We start from the raw sequence: 18,090 nt of genomic DNA on the forward strand, positions 1-18,090 counted from the left end.
GTGGCCGCGTGGGCCGATTGCACCGCGCGTTTCTCCGTGCACGGATGATTCGAACGACGGAGACCGCGCAAGACGAGGTTTAAGATGGAAGAGTTTCACAAAGTCCGGCGTCTGCCGCCTTACGTTTTCGAACAGGTCAACCGTTTGAAAGCGAGCGCGCGAGCGGGTGGAGCCGACATCATCGACCTTGGGATGGGCAACCCCGACCTGCCAACGCCGAAATCTGTCGTCGATAAATTGTGCGAAGTCGTCCAGGACCCCCGCACCCACCGCTACTCCTCGTCCAAGGGTATCCCGGGCCTGCGTCGGGCGCAGGCCGCCTATTATGCGCGCCGCTTCGGCGTCAAGTTGAACCCGGATACACAGGTCGTCGCGACGCTGGGCTCGAAGGAAGGCTTTGCCAACATGGCGCAGGCGATCACCGCACCAGGTGACGTCGTGCTTTGTCCCAACCCGACCTATCCGATCCACGCCTTCGGCTTCCTGATGACCGGCGGCGTGATCCGCTCGATCTCGGTTGAGCCGGATGACACGTTCTTTCCGCCGCTTGAGCGGGCGATCCGACATTCGATCCCCAAGCCGATTGCGCTGATCATCAATTACCCGTCCAACCCGACGGCGCATGTAGCGACGCTCGATTTCTACAAGGAAGTCGTGGCCTTCGCCAAGAAGCACGACATCATCATTCTGTCGGATCTCGCCTATTCCGAAATCTATTTCGACGACATGCCGCCGCCGTCTGTTCTCGAGGTGCCGGGCGCGATGGATATTACCGTCGAATTCACTTCGATGTCGAAGACATTCTCCATGCCCGGCTGGCGCATGGGATTTGCCGTCGGCAACGAGCGCCTCATCGCTGCGCTGACGCGCGTCAAGTCCTATCTCGACTACGGTGCCTTCACGCCGATCCAGGTTGCGGCGACGCATGCGCTGAACGGAGACGGATCCGACATCGCCGAGGTACGAAATATCTACAAGCGCCGCCGCGATGTTCTGGTTGAAAGCTTCGGCAAGGCCGGATGGGACGTGCCGCCGCCGGCCGCCACAATGTTCGCCTGGGCAAAGATCCCGGAAAAATTCCGTCATCTCGGTTCCCTGGAGTTCTCCAAGCTGCTGGTCGAGAAGGCCGACATTGCGGTGGCACCGGGCATCGGCTTCGGCGAGCAGGGGGATGACTACATCCGCATCGCGCTTGTCGAGAACGAACACCGTATTCGGCAGGCTGCCCGCAGCTTGAAGAAGTTCCTTTCGACGGCGGACGACACTTTGCACAACGTCATTTCGTTGAATGCCCATCGCTGAGGTGCCGAGTCTGGTTCCCTCGAAACTCTGCTCCGCCGCCTGAGGCGGAGCGTTCTCGACATGTTAGGAATAGTGAATGTCAGATGCCCTTAAAATCGGCATTGCGGGCTTGGGTACCGTTGGCTCCTCGCTCGTGCGTATCCTCCAGGAGCGTCATGAGGCGCTGGCAACGACATGCGGCCGGGCCATCGAGATCACCGCCGTCACGGCGCGCGACAGGAAACGTGATCGCGGCGTCGACCTTTCCACAATGCAATGGCACGACGATGCGCTGTCGCTCGCCCAGACGGCCGACATCGACGTCTTCGTCGAACTGATGGGCGGTGCCGGCGAGCCGGCCTATTCCGCCGTCAAGGCAGCACTGTCGCGCGGACTTCACGTCGTCACCGCCAACAAGGCACTGCTCGCCGCACACGGCATCGAGCTTGCGGGGCTTGCTGAGGAGCATGGTGCGCTGCTGAACTATGAAGCGGCCGTAGCTGGTGGCATTCCGGTCATCAAGGCACTGCGTGAATCGCTGACCGGCAATACGATTTCCCGCGTCTACGGCATCATGAACGGCACGTGCAACTACATACTCACCAAGATGGAGAAGGAGGGGCTCTCCTTCGAAGCCTGCCTCAAGGAAGCGCAGCGTCTCGGTTATGCGGAAGCCGATCCGGCCTTTGACATCGAGGGCAACGACACCGCGCACAAGCTTGCCATTCTGACCAGCCTTGCCTATGGCACGGCGATTGCCGCAGATGACATCTATCTTGAAGGCATCACCAATATCTCGATCGACGATATCCACGCGGCCGCCGATCTCGGCTACCGCATCAAGTTGCTCGGGGTCGCGCAGCGCACCGAAAGCGGCATCGAGCAGCGGGTGCATCCAACCATGGTGCCGCTCGATTCGGTGATCGCGCAGGTCGATGGCGTGACCAACGCCGTGGCGATCGAGTCCGACATTCTCGGCGAACTCCTGATGGTCGGCCCGGGCGCCGGCGGCAATGCGACGGCATCGGCCGTGCTTGGCGATATTGCCGACATCGCAAAGAGCCGGCCCGGCGCACAGCATGTCCCGGCCTTCGGCCGTCCGGTTACCGCACTGCTGACCTACAAGCGTGCGCAGATTCAGAGCCATGAGGGCGGTTACTTCATCCGCCTTAAAGTCATCGACAGGGCTGGTGTTTTCGCGAAAATCGCCACCCATATGGCGGAAAATCACATCTCGCTCGAATCGATCGTCCAGCACTCGAAGCATCCGGTCGAGACCGGCGAACCGCAAACGATCATCCTGGTCACCCATGCAACGACCGAGCAATCGGTGCGCAAGGCTGTCGCCTCGATCAAGAGCGAAGGCTATCTCGTCGGTGATCCCCAAGTGATCCGCATCGAGCGCCCAAAGGCCGTTTGATTTTTTGTCGTGAGACTTTTTTGCGGCCCCATCCGGCTATCGGCCCGGACGGGGCCGCTGTCGTTTCCGGTTTGCGGACCGCGCAAAAGATGGCTACGAACGGTCAAGCAATCATGGGGGTATCATGAGCGAGTTGGTAGATACGGTCCAGCGGGCTTTTCTCGGTGTCGAGCGCTCGGTAAGCGGGCAACGCTGGGTCTCTCGGCTCGATCAGGCCGGCCAGAACCGCGCGCTCGCCATCAGCCAGGTCCATGGTTATTCAGATCTCATCGCCCGGGTGCTTGCAGGCCGTGGCGTGACGATGGACGATGCCGTCGCGTTCCTGGAACCGACGATCCGCTCGCTGATGCCGGATCCCGATACGCTGACTGACTGCAGCAAGGCCGCCGCTCGCATCGTCGCTGCCATCAGGAAACGTGAGAAAGTCGCGATCTTCGGCGATTACGATGTCGATGGGGCCGCATCGTCCGCCCTGATGTACCGGTTCCTGCGCCATTTCGGCGTGGACGCCGAAATCTACATTCCGGACCGTATTTTCGAGGGCTACGGGCCCAATCCGGCTGCGATCAACCAGTTGATCGACAATGGTGCCCGCCTGATCGTCACGGTGGACTGCGGCTCGACCAGTCACGAATCGCTCGCCGCGGCCGAAACGCGGGGCATCGATGTTGTCGTGATCGATCACCACCAGGTAGGGGCGCAACTGCCGCCGTGCGCGGCGCTGGTCAATCCGAACCGTGAGGATGATCTTTCGGGGCAGGGCCATCTCTGCGCCGCTGGGGTGGTCTTCCTCGTGCTCGTCAATGCCATGCGTCAACTGCGAGAAGGCGGAGACGGCCGGGTTGCTTCGTTCGATCTCCTCGCGCTGCTCGATCTTGTCGCTCTGGCGACCGTCTGCGACGTCGTGCCCCTCAAGGGGTTGAACAGGGCCTATGTGGTAAAGGGGCTTGTCGCTGCCCGCCATATGCAAAATCCGGGGCTTTCTGCCCTCTTTCGCAAGGCGGGACTGGGCGGCCCCGTAACGCCTTATCACTTCGGTTTCCTGATCGGCCCGCGAATCAATGCCGGCGGGCGTATCGGCGATGCAGCGCTTGGTAGTCGGCTGCTTACGCTTGACGAAGAAGGCGCGGCCGAGCAGATCGCTGCAAGGCTCGATGAATTGAACCGTGAGCGCCAGGCGATGGAAATTGCCATGCTGGCCGAGGCGGAGGCGGAGGCTCTGGCGGAATATGGCAACGGTGACGCCGCCTCCATCATCGTCACAGCGCGCGAAAACTGGCATCCCGGCATCGTCGGCTTGCTGGCGGCGCGGCTCAAGGAAAAATTCCGCCGCCCGGCCTTTGCCATCGCCTTCGATCCGAGCGGCAAGGGAACAGGATCGGGCCGCTCTATCAGTGGCTTCGATATCGGACGAATCGTCCGTGCTGCCGTCGATGCCGGCCTTCTGGCGAAAGGCGGCGGCCACGCCATGGCGGCGGGCTTGACGGTCGAGCGCGCCAATCTCGGCAAGCTGCGGCATTTCTTCGACGAAAAAGCGCAAAATGCCATCAAGGATCTCGTCTCGGCCGAGACGCTGAAGATCGATGGAGCATTGGGAGCGGCCGGCGCCAATCTGGCACTGATCGACCAACTGGAGCAGGCGGGTCCCTACGGAGCAGGCCACCCGCAGCCGGTCTTCGCCTTGCCGTCACACTTTCTGCGCGATTCACGTCAGGTGGGCGCCAATCACGTAAAGATCACGCTCGAGGGGCAGGACGGCTCGCGCGTCGAGGGAATTGCTTTCCGCGCAACTGAAACCCCGCTTGGTGATCTCCTGCTGTCAGGCCGCGGCACATCCATCCATGTGGCGGCATCGATTTCTGCTGACCTATGGCAGGGAACGCGACGCGTTCAGCTACGCGTGATCGACGCTGCGAAAGCGCTCTGAACCGAGCGTCTCGCGGTTGTGAGAATAGACGGCAATGCTGTGGGGAATTGGGTAACCATGGCACGCCCTAGGGGAGTCGAACCCCTCTTCCCAGAATGAAAATCTGGTGTCCTAACCGATAGACGAAGGGCGCATCAGTGGTGTGGGCGTCTTATAGTCAGACACTTGGAATGCTGCAAGCGCTAAATCGCATTTTTTTGAGTTTTTTCGCAGTAAAAACAGCGGCAAAGTAGAACTGATACGTTCGTGCGGAAGCGTTCACCGGCAAGCTGTTTTCGCCGGCAGCGCACAAACTTCCATCTATGGGAGAGGTTCACAAATGGCACGCCCTAGGGGAGTCGAACCCCTCTTCCCAGAATGAAAATCTGGTGTCCTAACCGATAGACGAAGGGCGCATCAGTTGTGTGGGCGTCTTATAGTCAGGGGTTTTGAATACCGCAAGCGGCAATTTTCATTTTCCTGCAAAAAAGTCCGGATAAGGCGGCATTCCTGGGGAAAAGCGAAAATACCAAATCAAAACAAACGCTTGATGTCATACTTGTCGACGGCGGCAACGCCAGTTCCAGTCACGGACTTCACCGGTATCGATATGAACGGATTCGGTGTGGCAATAGGTTCCAACGCCTCCACGTCCGGGGATGGTGCGCAGATATTCGGCGAGATCCCACTTGCTGACGCCGGGCACTTGGATGTCGGCCGCCTGGCAGGTCGTGTGAAGGGAATACCGACGGCCGCCGGCCCGAATGTTGTGTTTGAGATCCCGCAGGCCGGACGTCACCATGACCTTGCGGCCGTAATGGGTCTCGACGACCTTCAGGAGTTGCAGTAATTCCGGACGGAAACAGCCGGTCTCCACTTTCTCGGTTTGCAGCTGGAGACCGTTCGGCGCAAGCCGCGCCAGACCGGGCAGGGCGGCCACTTCGACCGCGGCACTGTCGTCGTCATGACCGGGCTGGGAATCGTCCACTGTCGCAAACATCGAGGTGGTCTGGACGCCCGGCAAGTCCGTGAAGCCGAGCGCTGCAATCTGGCGCTGCGGCGTGTTGGCGGCGACGAGTGTCTCCTTCACCGGTGTTTTGGCGAAACGGTCGCTGTTAAACTGGCCCTTGGTCTTGCGCTTGGCGGCAAACAGAGCGGCGAACGTCAGCGGCTTCTGCGTTGCATTCTGCTCGTCGCCATTATCTGGCGTGTTTTCGGGTCTTGCAGCCGCGGTGGCGACGGCCGTCTGATTTGCAGACACCGCTTGTGCCGCCGCTGGCTGCGGCGTGACGTCGCCGCCAGTCAGGGCGTTGGCGGTCGAGGGAATCGGTACCGCCGCCGGAAGAGCGGTGCCGTCCGCGCCGGGTTCGGCGCTTGCCACCTGCTGCGTGGCGGGAACCGCACCCTCGGCATTGCTGGCGCCTTCAAGCGGCAGCGCAGCCGGGCTGGTCGCGGGTTGGCCGCCATTGAAGAGGCTGTTCGTGGTTGGGCTGACCCCGGTTTGTTGCCCCACAGGCAACGGTGCATTGCCCACCTCCCTGTCGGCATTCTGCATCTGGGCAGGAATCGCATTCGGCGTCTGGACCGCAAAGATGCTGCTGGAGGTTGCCTTGACACCAGTGCTTTGCATCGTAAGCGATGCCGGCTGGCTGTTGCTCCCGGCGGCAACCATCGCGTTGGCGGCGACCGGGTTTCCGGCCTGTGCGCCGGCGCCGACGGCCGCCACCTGTTGGTCCTGGTAGGTCCCGGGCGCTGCCTGCGCCGCATCCGCAGACGCGGTTTCGGCAACCGTCTCTTCAGCCACCGAGGGCGCTTCAGCGGTTGCCTTGCCAGCCGAGACGCAGCCGGAGAGGGCCATGACCGAAACCGTCAGGGCGAGAGCGCAGCCGAAACTGCAAATCGTCGGCGCTTTTTGCAGAACACGCAACGTTGGATCCCCACTCAATGCGGGCCCGGGGCGACATATCGTTGCCGTCATGGCCGATCATTTCGAAGGCACAAACAGCGCATCGTGGCGCGATACCTGTCTTGGGCATACGCACCGCTCTTGCGGTTTGACCGGTTCAACCGGGGCAGCATGGCGTCGACCTTAAGAGGCGACTCACATCCTGATCCCCCTAACGTTCGCGCGCACAGTAGTGAACGCGTCGTTGCTTGTAAACCTGCGCTGACGCAGGCGCTGGTTGTCACGCGGTGGGAGACTTTCACCAAGGCGGTGGTTGAGCCGTTCCGCCATGAACCAGGCGATTTTCATCTTTCGAGGGGTTATCGCCCGGTCTCATTGTGCGGGGCTTACCAGGCGCCGGTATTGCCCATCGACAGCCATGGCTCCTGCGGCGGCAGGTTTTCGCCCTTCTGCAGGATTTCGATCGATATGCCATCCGGTGAACGAACGAAGGCCATGTGCCCGTCGCGCGGCGGCCGGTTGATGGTGACGCCGTTATCCATCAGATGCTGGCAAGTGGCGTAGACATCATCGACCTCGTATGCCAGATGACCAAAGTTGCGGCCACCGGCATAGTCCTCGGTATCCCAATTATAGGTGAGTTCCAGGCAAGGGGACAATTCCGCTTTCGCATGGTCGAGATCGCCGGGGGCAGCAAGGAAAACGAGGGTGAACCGGCCCTTTTCGTTCTCGTAGCGGCGGATTTCCACAAGACCGAAAAGCGTGCCATAAAAGTGAAGCGCCGCGTCCAGATCTTTGACGCGAACCATCGTGTGCAGATAACGCATTGTAATATCCCTGTTTTGCTGAAGATGCGGTATATTTAGCCGCAAGTCAGCCAGAGGCAAGGCTTGAGAGCTAGCCTTGATCGACGGCAAATTTCATCCGAGGGCTTGCGCAATTGCGGCGGGACGATGTTATTCTGACCGTCAAGAATCAGTTAACCGTAATGAGTGTGACGCGTAAACGAGGGGCTGGCGGGCAATGGCGGACAGGATTTCAGCGAAAGGCGTCACGCCGGACGAGGACATCGGCAACGATGCGCTTGATCTGATCGAGATTACCGGTGTGATCAAGTGGTTCGATGTTGCCAAGGGGTTCGGTTTCATCGTCCCCGACAACGGCATGCAGGACGTGCTCGTTCATGTCACCTGCCTTCGCCGCGATGGTTATCAGACCGTACTCGAAGGCGCCCGTGTCGTTGCCCTGATCCAAAAGCGCGACCGCGGCTATCAGGCTTTCCGTATCCTGTCGATGGATCAGTCGACAGCGGTCCATCCGTCGCAACTGCCGCCGGTCAAGACACATGTTCAGGTGACGCCGACCAGCGGGCTGGAGCGGGTGCTCGTCAAATGGTTCAACCGCACCAAGGGCTTCGGTTTCCTGACGCGGGGCGATGGTACCGAGGACATCTTCATTCACATGGAAACGCTCCGTCGGTTCGGCCTTACCGAGCTGCGCCCTGGTCAGACTGTTCTGGTTCGCTTCGGCGATGGCGACAAGGGGCTGATGGCTGCCGAAATCCATCCGGACGTACCGGCACCGACCGGTCGGGCGCATTGATGCCGGTGCGTTTCTCGCGCCGTACCGGAAGCGCCCTTGCGGCGCTTTTTTTATGGCTGGTCCCGTCTTGCGCCTCTGCAGCCGAGCTCACCTTCGCCACGGAGCCCCTGCAGATCATCACCGCCGGCGGCAAGGTGCACAGGTTCACTGTCGAGTTGGCCGTTGATGGTGCCCAGCGTGCCCAAGGATTGATGAACCGACGTCACATGCCACGAGACCGTGGCATGTTGTTCGATTTCGGCGAGACGCGCCAGGTGATGATGTGGATGAAGGACACCTATCTTCCGCTCGACATGCTGTTCATCGCCAGAGACGGCGAGGTCAAGACCGTGCGCGAAAACGCCGTGCCCCTGTCCGAATCCATTATCGCCTCGCGCGTCCCGGTCGCTTTCGTTCTCGAATTGAACGCCGGCACCGTCAGCCGTCTCGGCATCGCCCCGGGCGACATCGTCGACAGCCAGCATATATCCGCGGCAAAGCCTTGAAACAGCATTCGTGCATGCGTTGATTGCACAATTTAGCTGTTGCAGGGGCAAGGGTAAGCGTGTATCTCCGCGTCATCGATGGGTCACGGAGTGTAGCGCAGCCTGGTAGCGCATCTGGTTTGGGACCAGAGGGTCGGGAGTTCGAATCTCTCCACTCCGACCATCGAATTCTTCCTTTCAGTGTTGATGCTGGTTGAGCCGTTGTTTCGGCGCGGAACCCATTTGGGCACCACTGGGTGCCGCCGTGGAACGCTCTCTGCCGCTAAGCCACGAAGGCCCGTAAAATCGGCGGATATATCGCCGGAAGGTCATTCCGTTTTGATCCATTCTGCGCTATGGCAATGCGCAGCGACCGGCAGCAGAGATTCCGGCGTGACGGAACGAAGGTGGAGACCGCTCAAGACATGTCCGCGAAAATCTATCGACCCGCAAAAACCGCCATGCAGTCGGGCAAAGCCAAGACGCATTTGTGGGTTCTTGAGTTCGATCAGGAAAAGCCGCGCACGATCGACCCGATCATGGGCTATACGAGTTCGGCCGACACCCGCCAGCAGGTCAAGCTGACCTTCGAGACCGCTGAGCAGGCGATTGCCTATGCCGAACGCAACGGCATCGACTACCGCGTCATCGCGCCGAAGGAAGCGACCCGCAAGAACGTGTCCTACAGCGATAATTTCCGGTTCAGCCGCACGCAGCCCTGGACTCACTGACGCCAGGCTGCCAGTTTCCCGAGGTCAAGGCCTCCAACAAGCGGCCCCTTAGCTCAGCTGGATAGAGCACCTGCCTTCTAAGCAGGTTGTCGCAGGTTCGAGTCCTGCAGGGGTCGCCAAAAACACTTGGAAAACAGGGTATTGAGTTGAGCTCTTGCGGAGTGAGGTTAGGCGGCCGATCGCCACGTAGCTGATTCTCCCGTTTTCGCCGCAACTCATGGTCCCGACGGTGTACGCATCATCGCGTTTGCGGGGCAAGCACCCGCTTCCGCTCGCAGATCGAGAAGACGTCGGTATCTGGATGCACGGCAACGAGATTCGTGTGCCACCGGCACAAACCGCAAAAATTATCTCAATTTGGTTGCAATTGGCCGGTTACAGCTTGGCACCCGCCTGTTGATGCCGATTTTTCAAAAGGAAACTCCATGGCCTCCAAATTGCGAGTAGCCGTTCTCTTTGGCGGACAATCCGCCGAACATGACGTTTCGATCCTTTCCGCCCGCAACGTCGTCAAGGCCATCGACGCAGCCAAATACGAGGTCATGCCGATCCTTATCGATCGGGCCGGACAATGGTTGCTGATCGAACTGCTGGATGGGGATTTGCCGGCCTCCGTGGCCTATGTCGGGACAAAGGTCTGCTTGCTGCCCGGTGGGCGCGGTCGTCTTGTCGCCGTCGAAGGCTCCGCCGTCTCCCGCGAACTGCCGGCGATCGATATCGTGTTTCCCGTTCTGCACGGATTGCACGGCGAGGACGGGTCCGTACAGGGGCTGGCTCAGATTGCAGGGGTTCCCCTGGTCGGCTGCGGTATCCTGGGGTCGGCCATAGCCATCGATAAGGACATGGCCAAACGCCTCTTGCGCGAGGCGGGTCTACCGGTCGCCCGTTCCATCGCCGTTAGACCTGGCGAGCACCTGGTGTTCGACGAGGTCAGCAAGGCTCTCGGATCGACGCTTTTCGTGAAGCCCGCGCGCCAAGGCTCGTCGGTAGGGGTCAGCAAAGCGCGCACCGGCAGCGAATTTCATGACGCGCTCGGCGAGGCGTTCAGGTTTGATACGAAGGTTCTCGTGGAGGAGTTCGTCCAGGCTCGCGAGATTGAATGCGCGGTTCTTGAGAACCCCGACGGAACGCTCGTGGTCTCGGTCCCCGGCGAGATCGTGACGGGCGAGGGGCACGGATTCTATACGTATGAAGCAAAATATCTCGACGAAAAGGGTGCCACCATAAACATCCCGGCGCCGCTTCCCGAACCGACGGCGCGACAGTTGCAGGACATGGCGAGACAAGCATTCATCGCGCTGGGCTGCGAGGGGCTAGCCCGCGTCGATTTTTTCGTCCGGCCGGACATGACAGTCCTTATCAATGAAATCAACACCATGCCGGGATTCACCGATATCAGCATGTACCCCAAAGCAATGGCGGCGACCGGAACGTCTTACCCTGAACTCATTGACCGGCTGATCGAGCACGGACTGGCGAGAGCCAGACGGGCCCTCTGATCGGAGGAACCGGCTGCGGCAGTCGGCAGTGTGCGGACGGTCTCTAGCCGGACACCTTAATTGCAAAATGAGATCACGGCCGCAGCATCGGAGGAATGCCGACCGGCCAGGCTCGCTCGATGCCGTGTTGGAACCAAGTTTTCGCCGGCGCGTTCTGCGGCCATGGACCAGATTTTAGCCGACATCTTTCCCGCGACGCAAATTCCCTACCCGGTCATCATCGCCCGCTTCTGCGGCGCGATTTTCTTTGGCGGACTGATCGGTTTCGAACGGGAGGCGCGGGACAAGGCGGCAGGTTTGCGCACCCATATACTTATCAGCCTTGCCTCCGCCGTCTTTGCGATTATCTCGATCGAAAGCGCGCATATGCCTGGGCTTTCCGACGCGCAGGTCCGCATTGACCCGCTGCGGGTTGTCGAGGCGGTAACGGCCGGGGTGGCCTTCCTTGCGGCCGGCACAATTATTCTCTCGCAAGGGGAGGTGCGGGGCCTGACCACCGGTGCCGGAATGTGGCTTGCAGGGGCAATCGGCCTCGCACTCGGCTTCGGCCACTGGCTGATCGCGGCGTTTGCGCTCGCGGCCGGGTTGACGGTGCTTTATGCCGTTGGAAAGCTCGAAAATGCCTATAAATCGAATCGGCCGCCAGCCGCGGAGCCGGAGATGAGCCGTAACGACAACAAGAGCCGGCAGGCCAAATGAAAAAAACGGACCGAAGGCATTTCTGCCGTTCGGCCCGTCCGGCAAAGTGGCGGATAGGGGGAATGTTCAGACATCCACAGGCTGACCAGCGCTGCGAATGGGAGGTCTCTTACCGCCCCATCATGCCCGATCGCCGATGTTTCATTTGACAAAATGCGCGGAAGATTTGACATTTTTGCCATGCCGCAAAAAGAGCCTCCCGAACACTGCGTCGCCGTCGTCATCGTCGTCCTGCCCGAATCGTCGATCATGTCGCTCGCCTCGGTGCTGGACCCGATGCGGGCTGCAAATCGCGTCGCAGGAAAGGCGCTGTTCCGCTGGAAGATTCTTTCTCCCGATGGCGAGCCGGTTCTTCTGACCTGCGGTGTGTCGATCGCCGTGGACGGCCGTTTTACGTCCCGCGCGGCGGGCGATTTTCTGCTGGTGATCGGCGGGTTCAATCTCGAGCGTCACGCGGGAAAGACGTTCATCGCCGCCCTGCAAGCCTGCGCCCGGCATTTTGCCGTCGTGGCCGGCATCGAATCCGGCTGCTGGCTGCTGGCGCGCTCCGGCCTCGTCAACGGTCGGTCGGCAACGGCGCATTGGGAGGAGCTCGAGGATTTCGCGCTGACCTTTCCGGATGTTTCGGTCAAGGCCGACCGCTTCGTCACCGACGGCAAATTCTGGACTTCGGGCGGCGCGTCGCCGACCTTCGACATGATGCTGCACATGATCCGGCAGCGATTCGGCTCAGCCGTCGCGCTCGATGTGGCGAGCATCTTCGTCTACGACGAGACGCATGCCGCGTCGGATGCGCAGCCGCTGGTCTCGCTCGGCCGCATGGAGGCGCTCGATCCGGACCTTGCCCGGGCCATCCGGCTGATGGAGCGCACGCTCGACCGGCCACTGTCGATCGCAGCACTCGCCCTGCGCGCCGGTCAATCCCGCCGCAAACTGGAAACGCGTTTCGCCAAGGCGCTCGGCATCAGCCCCGGCAGCTACTATCTGCGGCTTCGTCTGCAGGCGGCCCATCGTCTCGTCAGCGATACGGAATTGAGCGTCCGCGACGTTGCCCTTCGCAGTGGCTTCGACAGCCTGTCCGCCTTCTCCCGCGCCTTCAGGCATCAATACGGCGAAAGCCCCTTGAAATTGCGCCGGGGAAGAGGGCGTCAATGACCGGCTGATGCGCGCGACGTCCTTTTATTTCCCACGTCAGGACTCCGCCAATGCATCCTTTCTTCTCCAGCCGCGTTGTCTAGCCGTAAAAAGGCATAAGGATCGGTCATGATGCAGGGCGGGGGTAAAACAGGCGGCAACAGGAAACATTCCGGCCGTCGAAATGAACTTGAAGAGTATTTCGCAGAGCTAGGCGATGATCCGGTCGAGCGAGACGCGGGCTTTCAACAGCCCGAAGTCTCCAACACGGGCGGCGCTCAGGAAGACCTGCGCCGACTGAAAGCCTATGTGTCTTATCTTGGAAGCCGCATATCGGAACTCCCGGAGTCACGCTTAGTTGCACCGGCGCGCCAGCGCCCGAACTATGCCGCCATGACAGCCGGTCTAGCCACCGTATTGATGGTCGGTATCGCGGCGGTCTTTGCCACGCGGGTTCTCAGAGATCTGACCCCGGTCGGGCGGCCTCGCCGATGATGTGTTCGGGTCCGGGTATTCGCGCTCGCCGGAGGAAGGCCATGCCGACTCGGGTCAGCGGCGCTGCACCGGCTCTCGAAAACTCACGACAGCAATGTCAGATCGGGGTCGGGCTGTCCGGAGCGTCGCCTTCAACCGCTCCTGGCAGGCCGAATTCCAGCCGCGCGTTTGCAAAGTCTAGATCAAGCACCTCAAGCAGTTTCTCGCCGAATGCTGCAGTCTCCTTGGTTGCGTCAGACCACTTAAAAAGACGCCCATCCTGTAAAGACAGGACAGCAAAATCGTCAGGTCGGCTTTCGACAGGATGGCGGTTCGCTACCATGCAGAGAGATGCATTTACCAGTCCAGCGCTCAAAGCTTGGCGTGTGTTCCAGAGGTGGACTGCTGTGCGACGGCCGTTCAACTCGATGAGGAAGTTCGGCGTAAACTCAACCTTGAAAAGTCCCTTGGGGCTGCTGAACACGAAACTCTCGCAAGCCGAGAGGTCGCCGAGGTTCTTCTGTCTCCAGTCGAAGAATTGGCGGAGCCCGCGAATGGCAGACTCACGCTCGGCTCTTTTGCCGATCTCAGCCGTCGACGCTAACGCTTCCTGAAGGCCGAGATTTTCGAATGCGATTCGCTGAACGCGTTGCCGAAGGCTTTTGTGAAAATCATACCCGCCACTGCTCGGACGAAAGCGGTCGCGTACAAGGCGTTTCTGCGGCTTGGGATTGGCATTGATCAATTTTAGAAAGCGGAAAATCCGAACTTGGGCACTTGGCTCATATTGCTGAATTCCTATGGTCTATTGATCTGAAGTGACTCCCGCGATCCCTGAACTACTTCTTGTTTTGTTTGGCCTCCCAGGCAGGGCAACCCCGCCTGGGACATTCTTTGAGTTGGTGCCTATGGCGACCCGGATTTCACCAATCACCGCATCGAGCACCCGAAGGCCAGTTTTTGCTTCAAGTCTGGCCAATTTGGAGCCGGATTGGCCAGAAATGGCTTCGGTTCCTCAGTTGTTGTTGTTGTTATCAAGCACAGGTATCAGCTGCAGCCGCTCGTCGCTCCACACGTGTCGCACTTCTCGCAGGTCCCGTTGCGGACCATCGTGAAGTTCTGGCATTCCGAGCACATGTTGCCCGTATAGCCTTGAGCGATCGAGCGGATGCGGCGTTCGGCTTCCAGCTTCTTGGCGTCGGACTTGGCAGCGGCGGCTTCGGCTGCGGCCTTGTCGGAGAAGAGGGCGGTCACGTCGGGTTCGGCCTCTTCCGCGATCTCTTCGGCCAGTTCGGCGGCGCGTTCCTCGTAGTCGCGCTTGAAGGCGACGATTTCGGAGGTCGAGACCGCGGCGGCCGGCTCGAGCTTGCGGGCGGCGGAGCCGGCGAACGCCGTTACATTGGCGCCGCCGGAGGCTTTGGCGGGTGCCGCGGTTGCAGCCCCCTTCGGCTCGCCGGAAGCGCGGTCGATCTGGCCGCCGGAGACGAGGGTCGGCTTGTGGCCGCGGGTCCAGCCGGTCGAGATCAGGTTGGTCTTGCCTTCCTGGATACCCTTGCCGAGCGCCGTGTTGGAGAAGTCGGACGTGTCGACATGCGCGAGGTCGTGGCGGTTCAGGTAGGAGACGGCGAGTTCGCGGAACACGTAGTCGAGGATCGAGGTTGCGTTCTTGATCGCGTCGTTGCCCTGCACCATGCCGGCCGGCTCGAACTTGGTGAAGGTGAAGGCCTCGACATATTCCTCCAGCGGCACGCCGTATTGAAGCCCAAGCGAAATCGCAATGGCGAAATTGTTCATCATCGCGCGGAAGGCAGCGCCTTCCTTGTGCATGTCGATGAAGATCTCGCCAAGGCGGCCGTCGCCGAACTCGCCGGTGCGCAGATAGACCTTGTGGCCGCCGACGATCGCCTTCTGGGTATAGCCCTGGCGGCGGTTCGGCAGCTTTTCACGCTCTCGGGTGACCCGCTCGATCACACGCTCGATGATCTTCTCCGTGACGGTGACTGCCTGTGCGGCGGCCGGGGCCTGGATGAAGTCCTCCATGGCATCCTCGTCGTCCTCGTCCTCGATCAGCGAGGCGTTGAGCGGCTGGGAGAGCTTCGAGCCATCGCGGTAAAGGGCGTTGGCCTTCAGCGCCAGCTTCCACGAGAGCATGTAGGCGGCCTTGCAATCCTCGACGGTCGCCTCGTTCGGCATGTTGATCGTCTTGGAGATCGCGCCCGAGATGAACGGCTGGGCCGCCGCCATCATGCGGATATGGCTTTCGACCGAGAGATAGCGCTTGCCGATCTTGCCGCAGGGATTGGCGCAATCGAAGACCGGCAGGTGCTCGGCCTTGAGGAACGGCGCGCCTTCCAGCGTCATCGCACCGCAGACATGGATGTTGGCGGCCTCGATGTCCTTCTTCGAGAACCCGATATGCTCGAGCAGGTTGAAGCTCATGTCGGCGAGCTGCTCGTCGGAGACTTTCAGCGCGCCCTTGAGGAAGTCGGCGCCGAGCGTCCACTGGTTGAAGACGAACTTGATGTCGAAGGCAGCCTTGGTGGCGGCGTTGATCGCCTCGATCTTGTCGTCGGTAAAGCCCTTGGCCCGCAGCGAGCCGGGGTTGATGCCGGGCGCCTGGTTGATGTTGCCGTGGCCGACGGCATAGGCCTCGATCTCGGCGATCTGGCTTTCCGAATAGCCGAGCGTGCGCAGCGCTTCAGGAACGGCGCGGTTGATGATCTTGAAGTAGCCGCCGCCGGCGAGCTTCTTGAACTTGACGAGGGCGAAATCGGGCTCGATGCCGGTCGTGTCGCAATCCATGACAAGGCCGATCGTGCCGGTCGGCGCGATGACGGAGACCTGGGCGTTGCGGTAGCCGTGCTGTTCGCCGAGTGCCACGGCCTTGTCCCAGGCCGCCTTGGCATGGGCGATCAGGTCGGCATCCGGGCAATCGCCATGGACAAGGGCAACCGGCTCGACCGAGAGCTTCTCATAGCCCTGGGTTTCGCCGAAGGCGGCGCGGCGATGATTGCGCATGACGCGCAGCATGTTGTCGCGGTTCGGCTTGAAGCCCGGGAAGGGGCCGAGCTTGGCGGAGATTTCCGCCGAGGTTGCATAGGAAACGCCGGTCATGATGGCGGTCAGCGCACCGGCAATCGCCCGGCCTTCCTTCGAATCGTAGGGAATGCCCGCCGACATCAACAGGCCGCCGATATTGGCGTAACCCAGGCCGAGCGTGCGGTACTCATAGGAGAGCTCGGCGATTTCGCGCGAGGGGAACTGCGCCATCATCACCGAGATTTCGAGCACCAGCGTCCACAGACGCACGGCATGCTCGTAGTCGGCGATATTGATGTTCTTGGTGGCGGCGTCCTTGAACTGCAAGAGGTTCAGCGAGGCGAGATTGCAGGCCGTGTCGTCGAGGAACATGTATTCCGAGCACGGATTGGATGCGCGGATGGGGCCGGCGGCCGGGCAGGTGTGCCAATCGTTCATCGTGGTGTTGAAGTGCAGGCCCGGATCGGCCGACGCCCAGGCGGCGTAGGAGATCGATTCCCAGAGATCCCGCGCCTTCAGCGTCTTCATCACCTTGCCGTCCTTGCGGGCGGTCAGGTTCCAGTCCCCGTCATTTTCTACCGCGCGCAAGAAATCGTCCTTGAGCGAGACGGAATTGTTGGAATTCTGACCGGAGACCGTGAGGTAGGCTTCCGAATCCCAGTCGGTGTCGTAGGTCTTGAACTCGATGTCCTTGTAGCCCTGCTTGGCGAACTGGATGACGCGCTGGACGTAGTTTTCAGGAACCTGGTCCTTCTTGGCCGCCTTGATTTCGCGCTTGAGGGCAGGGTTCTCGGCAGGGTCGAAGCAGGCGTCGTTGTCACCGGAGCAATTGACGCAGGCCTTCATGATCGCCTTCAGGTGCTTGGCGACGATCTTCGAGCCGGTGACGAGGGCTGCGACCTTCTGCTCTTCCTTGACCTTCCAGTTGATGTATTCCTCGATATCGGGATGGTCGATATCGACGACCACCATCTTGGCGGCGCGCCGCGTGGTGCCGCCCGACTTGATGGCGCCGGCAGCGCGGTCGCCGATCTTCAGGAAGGACATTAGGCCCGACGACTTGCCGCCGCCCGACAGCTTTTCGCCTTCGCCGCGCAGATAGGAGAAGTTGGAGCCGGTGCCGGAGCCGTATTTGAACAGGCGCGCCTCGCGCACCCACAGGTCCATGATGCCGCCTTCGTTGACGAGGTCGTCGCCGACCGACTGGATGAAGCAGGCATGCGGCTGCGGATGCTCATAGGCCGACTTCGACTTGACCAGCTTGCCGGTGAAGGGGTCGACATAGAAATGGCCCTGGCCTGGGCCGTCGATGCCATAGGCCCAGTGCAGGCCGGTGTTGAACCACTGAGGCGAGTTGGGAGCCACGCGCTGGGTGGCAAGCATGTAGGCGAGTTCGTCGCGGAAGGCGAGCGCATCGTCTTCAGAGGCGAAATAGCCGCCCTTCCAGCCCCAATAGGTCCAGGTACCGGCCAGGCGATCGAAAACCTGGCGGGCGTCGGTTTCGGAGCCGTACTGCTCTTCCTTGGGCAGATCCTTCATTGCGGCAAGGTCGGCTTCGGAGCGCCACAGCCAGGAGGGAACGGAATTTTCCTCCACCTTTTTCAGGTGCTTCGGAACGCCCGCCTTGCGGAAATATTTCTGCGCCAGAATGTCGGCCGCGACCTGGCTGAACTGCGCGGGAACATCGATGTCCGCCAGGCGAAACACAATCGAGCCATCCGGATTCTTGATCTCGCTGACGGCCTTGCGGAATTCAATCTCGGCATAGGCCGACTGGCCGGCCTTTGTGAAACGACGTTCGATCTTCATTGTCCCGTGTCCTTTGTTCGCCGCACGCCCGAGCCACCGAAGCGCTGGGCAAAAATGTCCCCGTCCGGCCGCACGCGGTTGCGCAGCCAGCTTTTGTTTCCGCGTCAATGTGGGAAACCCATTATC

14 protein-coding genes and 4 tRNA genes are annotated in these 18,090 nt (G+C 60.8%); 12 read left to right on the forward strand and 6 right to left on the reverse strand.

Annotated elements, in window-relative coordinates; all coding sequences use genetic code 11:
• Window positions 1-84: 84 nt before the first annotated feature.
• The 3 genes from JNB71_RS01095 to recJ all read left to right on the forward strand — a co-directional run bounded on the left by JNB71_RS01095 (window position 85) and on the right by recJ (window position 4,628).
• Window positions 85-1,302, forward strand: coding sequence for an LL-diaminopimelate aminotransferase (locus JNB71_RS01095; RefSeq protein ID WP_018325268.1), 1,218 nt, complete (start codon window positions 85-87; stop codon window positions 1,300-1,302).
• 76 nt (window positions 1,303-1,378) lie between these two features.
• Entirely contained in the window at window positions 1,379-2,701 is a 1,323-nt protein-coding gene (locus tag JNB71_RS01100; RefSeq protein WP_220370018.1) for a homoserine dehydrogenase, read from the forward strand.
• Between the two features lie 124 nt (window positions 2,702-2,825).
• Complete coding sequence (gene recJ / locus JNB71_RS01105) at window positions 2,826-4,628, forward strand: single-stranded-DNA-specific exonuclease RecJ (RefSeq protein WP_220370019.1); 1,803 nt, start codon at window positions 2,826-2,828, stop codon at window positions 4,626-4,628.
• A 58-nt stretch (window positions 4,629-4,686) separates the two neighbouring features.
• Here recJ and JNB71_RS01110 read toward each other — a convergent pair.
• The 4 genes from JNB71_RS01110 to JNB71_RS01125 form a co-directional block, all read right to left on the reverse strand.
• Window positions 4,687-4,761 (reverse strand) — tRNA-Glu (locus JNB71_RS01110).
• A 187-nt stretch (window positions 4,762-4,948) separates the two neighbouring features.
• Window positions 4,949-5,023 (reverse strand) — tRNA-Glu (locus JNB71_RS01115).
• Between the two features lie 137 nt (window positions 5,024-5,160).
• Window positions 5,161-6,534: a YcbK family protein gene (locus JNB71_RS01120; RefSeq protein ID WP_223215716.1), complete on the reverse strand. Its 1,374-nt coding sequence runs from the start codon at window positions 6,532-6,534 to the stop codon at window positions 5,161-5,163.
• A gap of 365 nt (window positions 6,535-6,899) precedes the next feature.
• The gene (locus tag JNB71_RS01125; RefSeq protein WP_220370021.1) at window positions 6,900-7,340 is read right to left on the reverse strand and encodes a VOC family protein; all 441 of its coding nucleotides are present in this window, start codon (window positions 7,338-7,340) and stop codon (window positions 6,900-6,902) included.
• Between the two features lie 196 nt (window positions 7,341-7,536).
• On the opposite strand from JNB71_RS01125, the gene JNB71_RS01130 reads away from it, so the two are divergent.
• From JNB71_RS01130 to JNB71_RS01170, 9 genes are all read left to right on the forward strand, one after another.
• Complete coding sequence (locus tag JNB71_RS01130; RefSeq protein ID WP_220370022.1) at window positions 7,537-8,115, forward strand: cold-shock protein; 579 nt, start codon at window positions 7,537-7,539, stop codon at window positions 8,113-8,115.
• Window positions 8,115-8,600 carry a DUF192 domain-containing protein gene (locus JNB71_RS01135; RefSeq protein ID WP_220370023.1) on the forward strand — a complete coding sequence of 162 codons (486 nt, stop codon included), beginning with the start codon at window positions 8,115-8,117 and terminating at the stop codon, window positions 8,598-8,600. The genes JNB71_RS01130 and JNB71_RS01135 overlap by 1 nt, the downstream gene beginning before the upstream one ends.
• A gap of 86 nt (window positions 8,601-8,686) precedes the next feature.
• A tRNA-Pro gene (locus tag JNB71_RS01140) sits at window positions 8,687-8,763 on the forward strand.
• Between the two features lie 241 nt (window positions 8,764-9,004).
• Complete coding sequence (locus JNB71_RS01145) at window positions 9,005-9,310, forward strand: ETC complex I subunit (protein ID WP_220370024.1); 306 nt, start codon at window positions 9,005-9,007, stop codon at window positions 9,308-9,310.
• A 42-nt stretch (window positions 9,311-9,352) separates the two neighbouring features.
• Window positions 9,353-9,429, forward strand: a tRNA-Arg gene (locus tag JNB71_RS01150).
• Window positions 9,430-9,735: 306 nt separating this feature from the next.
• On the forward strand, window positions 9,736-10,809 hold the full coding sequence (locus JNB71_RS01155; RefSeq protein ID WP_220371109.1) for a D-alanine--D-alanine ligase family protein: 1,074 nt from the start codon (window positions 9,736-9,738) through the stop codon (window positions 10,807-10,809).
• A 162-nt stretch (window positions 10,810-10,971) separates the two neighbouring features.
• Window positions 10,972-11,508, forward strand: coding sequence for an MgtC/SapB family protein (locus JNB71_RS01160; RefSeq protein WP_220370025.1), 537 nt, complete (start codon window positions 10,972-10,974; stop codon window positions 11,506-11,508).
• Between the two features lie 180 nt (window positions 11,509-11,688).
• Window positions 11,689-12,663 (forward strand): GlxA family transcriptional regulator, encoded by a 975-nt coding sequence (locus tag JNB71_RS01165; protein WP_220370026.1) that lies wholly within the window; start codon window positions 11,689-11,691, stop codon window positions 12,661-12,663.
• 108 nt (window positions 12,664-12,771) lie between these two features.
• Window positions 12,772-13,137, forward strand: coding sequence for a hypothetical protein (locus JNB71_RS01170; RefSeq protein ID WP_220370027.1), 366 nt, complete (start codon window positions 12,772-12,774; stop codon window positions 13,135-13,137).
• A 97-nt stretch (window positions 13,138-13,234) separates the two neighbouring features.
• Here the strand turns inward: JNB71_RS01170 and JNB71_RS01175 are convergent, their stop codons facing one another.
• Both JNB71_RS01175 and JNB71_RS01180 read right to left on the reverse strand, forming a co-directional pair.
• Window positions 13,235-13,861 carry a hypothetical protein gene (locus JNB71_RS01175; RefSeq protein WP_223215717.1) on the reverse strand — a complete coding sequence of 209 codons (627 nt, stop codon included), beginning with the start codon at window positions 13,859-13,861 and terminating at the stop codon, window positions 13,235-13,237.
• 302 nt (window positions 13,862-14,163) lie between these two features.
• Window positions 14,164-17,964: a vitamin B12-dependent ribonucleotide reductase gene (locus JNB71_RS01180; RefSeq protein ID WP_220370028.1), complete on the reverse strand. Its 3,801-nt coding sequence runs from the start codon at window positions 17,962-17,964 to the stop codon at window positions 14,164-14,166.
• Between the last annotated feature and the right edge of the window lie 126 nt (window positions 17,965-18,090).

The sequence above is a fragment of the Rhizobium herbae genome, assembly GCF_019511375.1.
In the GTDB taxonomy this organism is placed as follows: Bacteria; Pseudomonadota; Alphaproteobacteria; order Rhizobiales; family Rhizobiaceae; genus Pararhizobium; species Pararhizobium herbae_A.

What these genes read in the sequence shown, in the direction of transcription:
- JNB71_RS01095 (WP_018325268.1), top strand. Translation starts at nt 85, where the DNA reads ATGGAAGAGTTTCACAAAGTCCGGCGTCTGCCGCCTTACGTTTTCGAA.
- JNB71_RS01100 (WP_220370018.1), top strand. Translation starts at nt 1,379, where the DNA reads ATGTCAGATGCCCTTAAAATCGGCATTGCGGGCTTGGGTACCGTTGGC.
- recJ (WP_220370019.1), top strand. Translation starts at nt 2,826, where the DNA reads ATGAGCGAGTTGGTAGATACGGTCCAGCGGGCTTTTCTCGGTGTCGAG.
- JNB71_RS01125 (WP_220370021.1), bottom strand. Translation starts at nt 7,340, where the DNA reads ATGCGTTATCTGCACACGATGGTTCGCGTCAAAGATCTGGACGCGGCG.
- JNB71_RS01130 (WP_220370022.1), top strand. Translation starts at nt 7,537, where the DNA reads ATGGCGGACAGGATTTCAGCGAAAGGCGTCACGCCGGACGAGGACATC.
- JNB71_RS01135 (WP_220370023.1), top strand. Translation starts at nt 8,115, where the DNA reads ATGCCGGTGCGTTTCTCGCGCCGTACCGGAAGCGCCCTTGCGGCGCTT.
- JNB71_RS01145 (WP_220370024.1), top strand. Translation starts at nt 9,005, where the DNA reads ATGTCCGCGAAAATCTATCGACCCGCAAAAACCGCCATGCAGTCGGGC.
- JNB71_RS01155 (WP_220371109.1), top strand. Translation starts at nt 9,736, where the DNA reads ATGGCCTCCAAATTGCGAGTAGCCGTTCTCTTTGGCGGACAATCCGCC.
- JNB71_RS01160 (WP_220370025.1), top strand. Translation starts at nt 10,972, where the DNA reads ATGGACCAGATTTTAGCCGACATCTTTCCCGCGACGCAAATTCCCTAC.
- JNB71_RS01165 (WP_220370026.1), top strand. Translation starts at nt 11,689, where the DNA reads ATGCCGCAAAAAGAGCCTCCCGAACACTGCGTCGCCGTCGTCATCGTC.
- JNB71_RS01170 (WP_220370027.1), top strand. Translation starts at nt 12,772, where the DNA reads ATGATGCAGGGCGGGGGTAAAACAGGCGGCAACAGGAAACATTCCGGC.
- JNB71_RS01180 (WP_220370028.1), bottom strand. Translation starts at nt 17,964, where the DNA reads ATGAAGATCGAACGTCGTTTCACAAAGGCCGGCCAGTCGGCCTATGCC.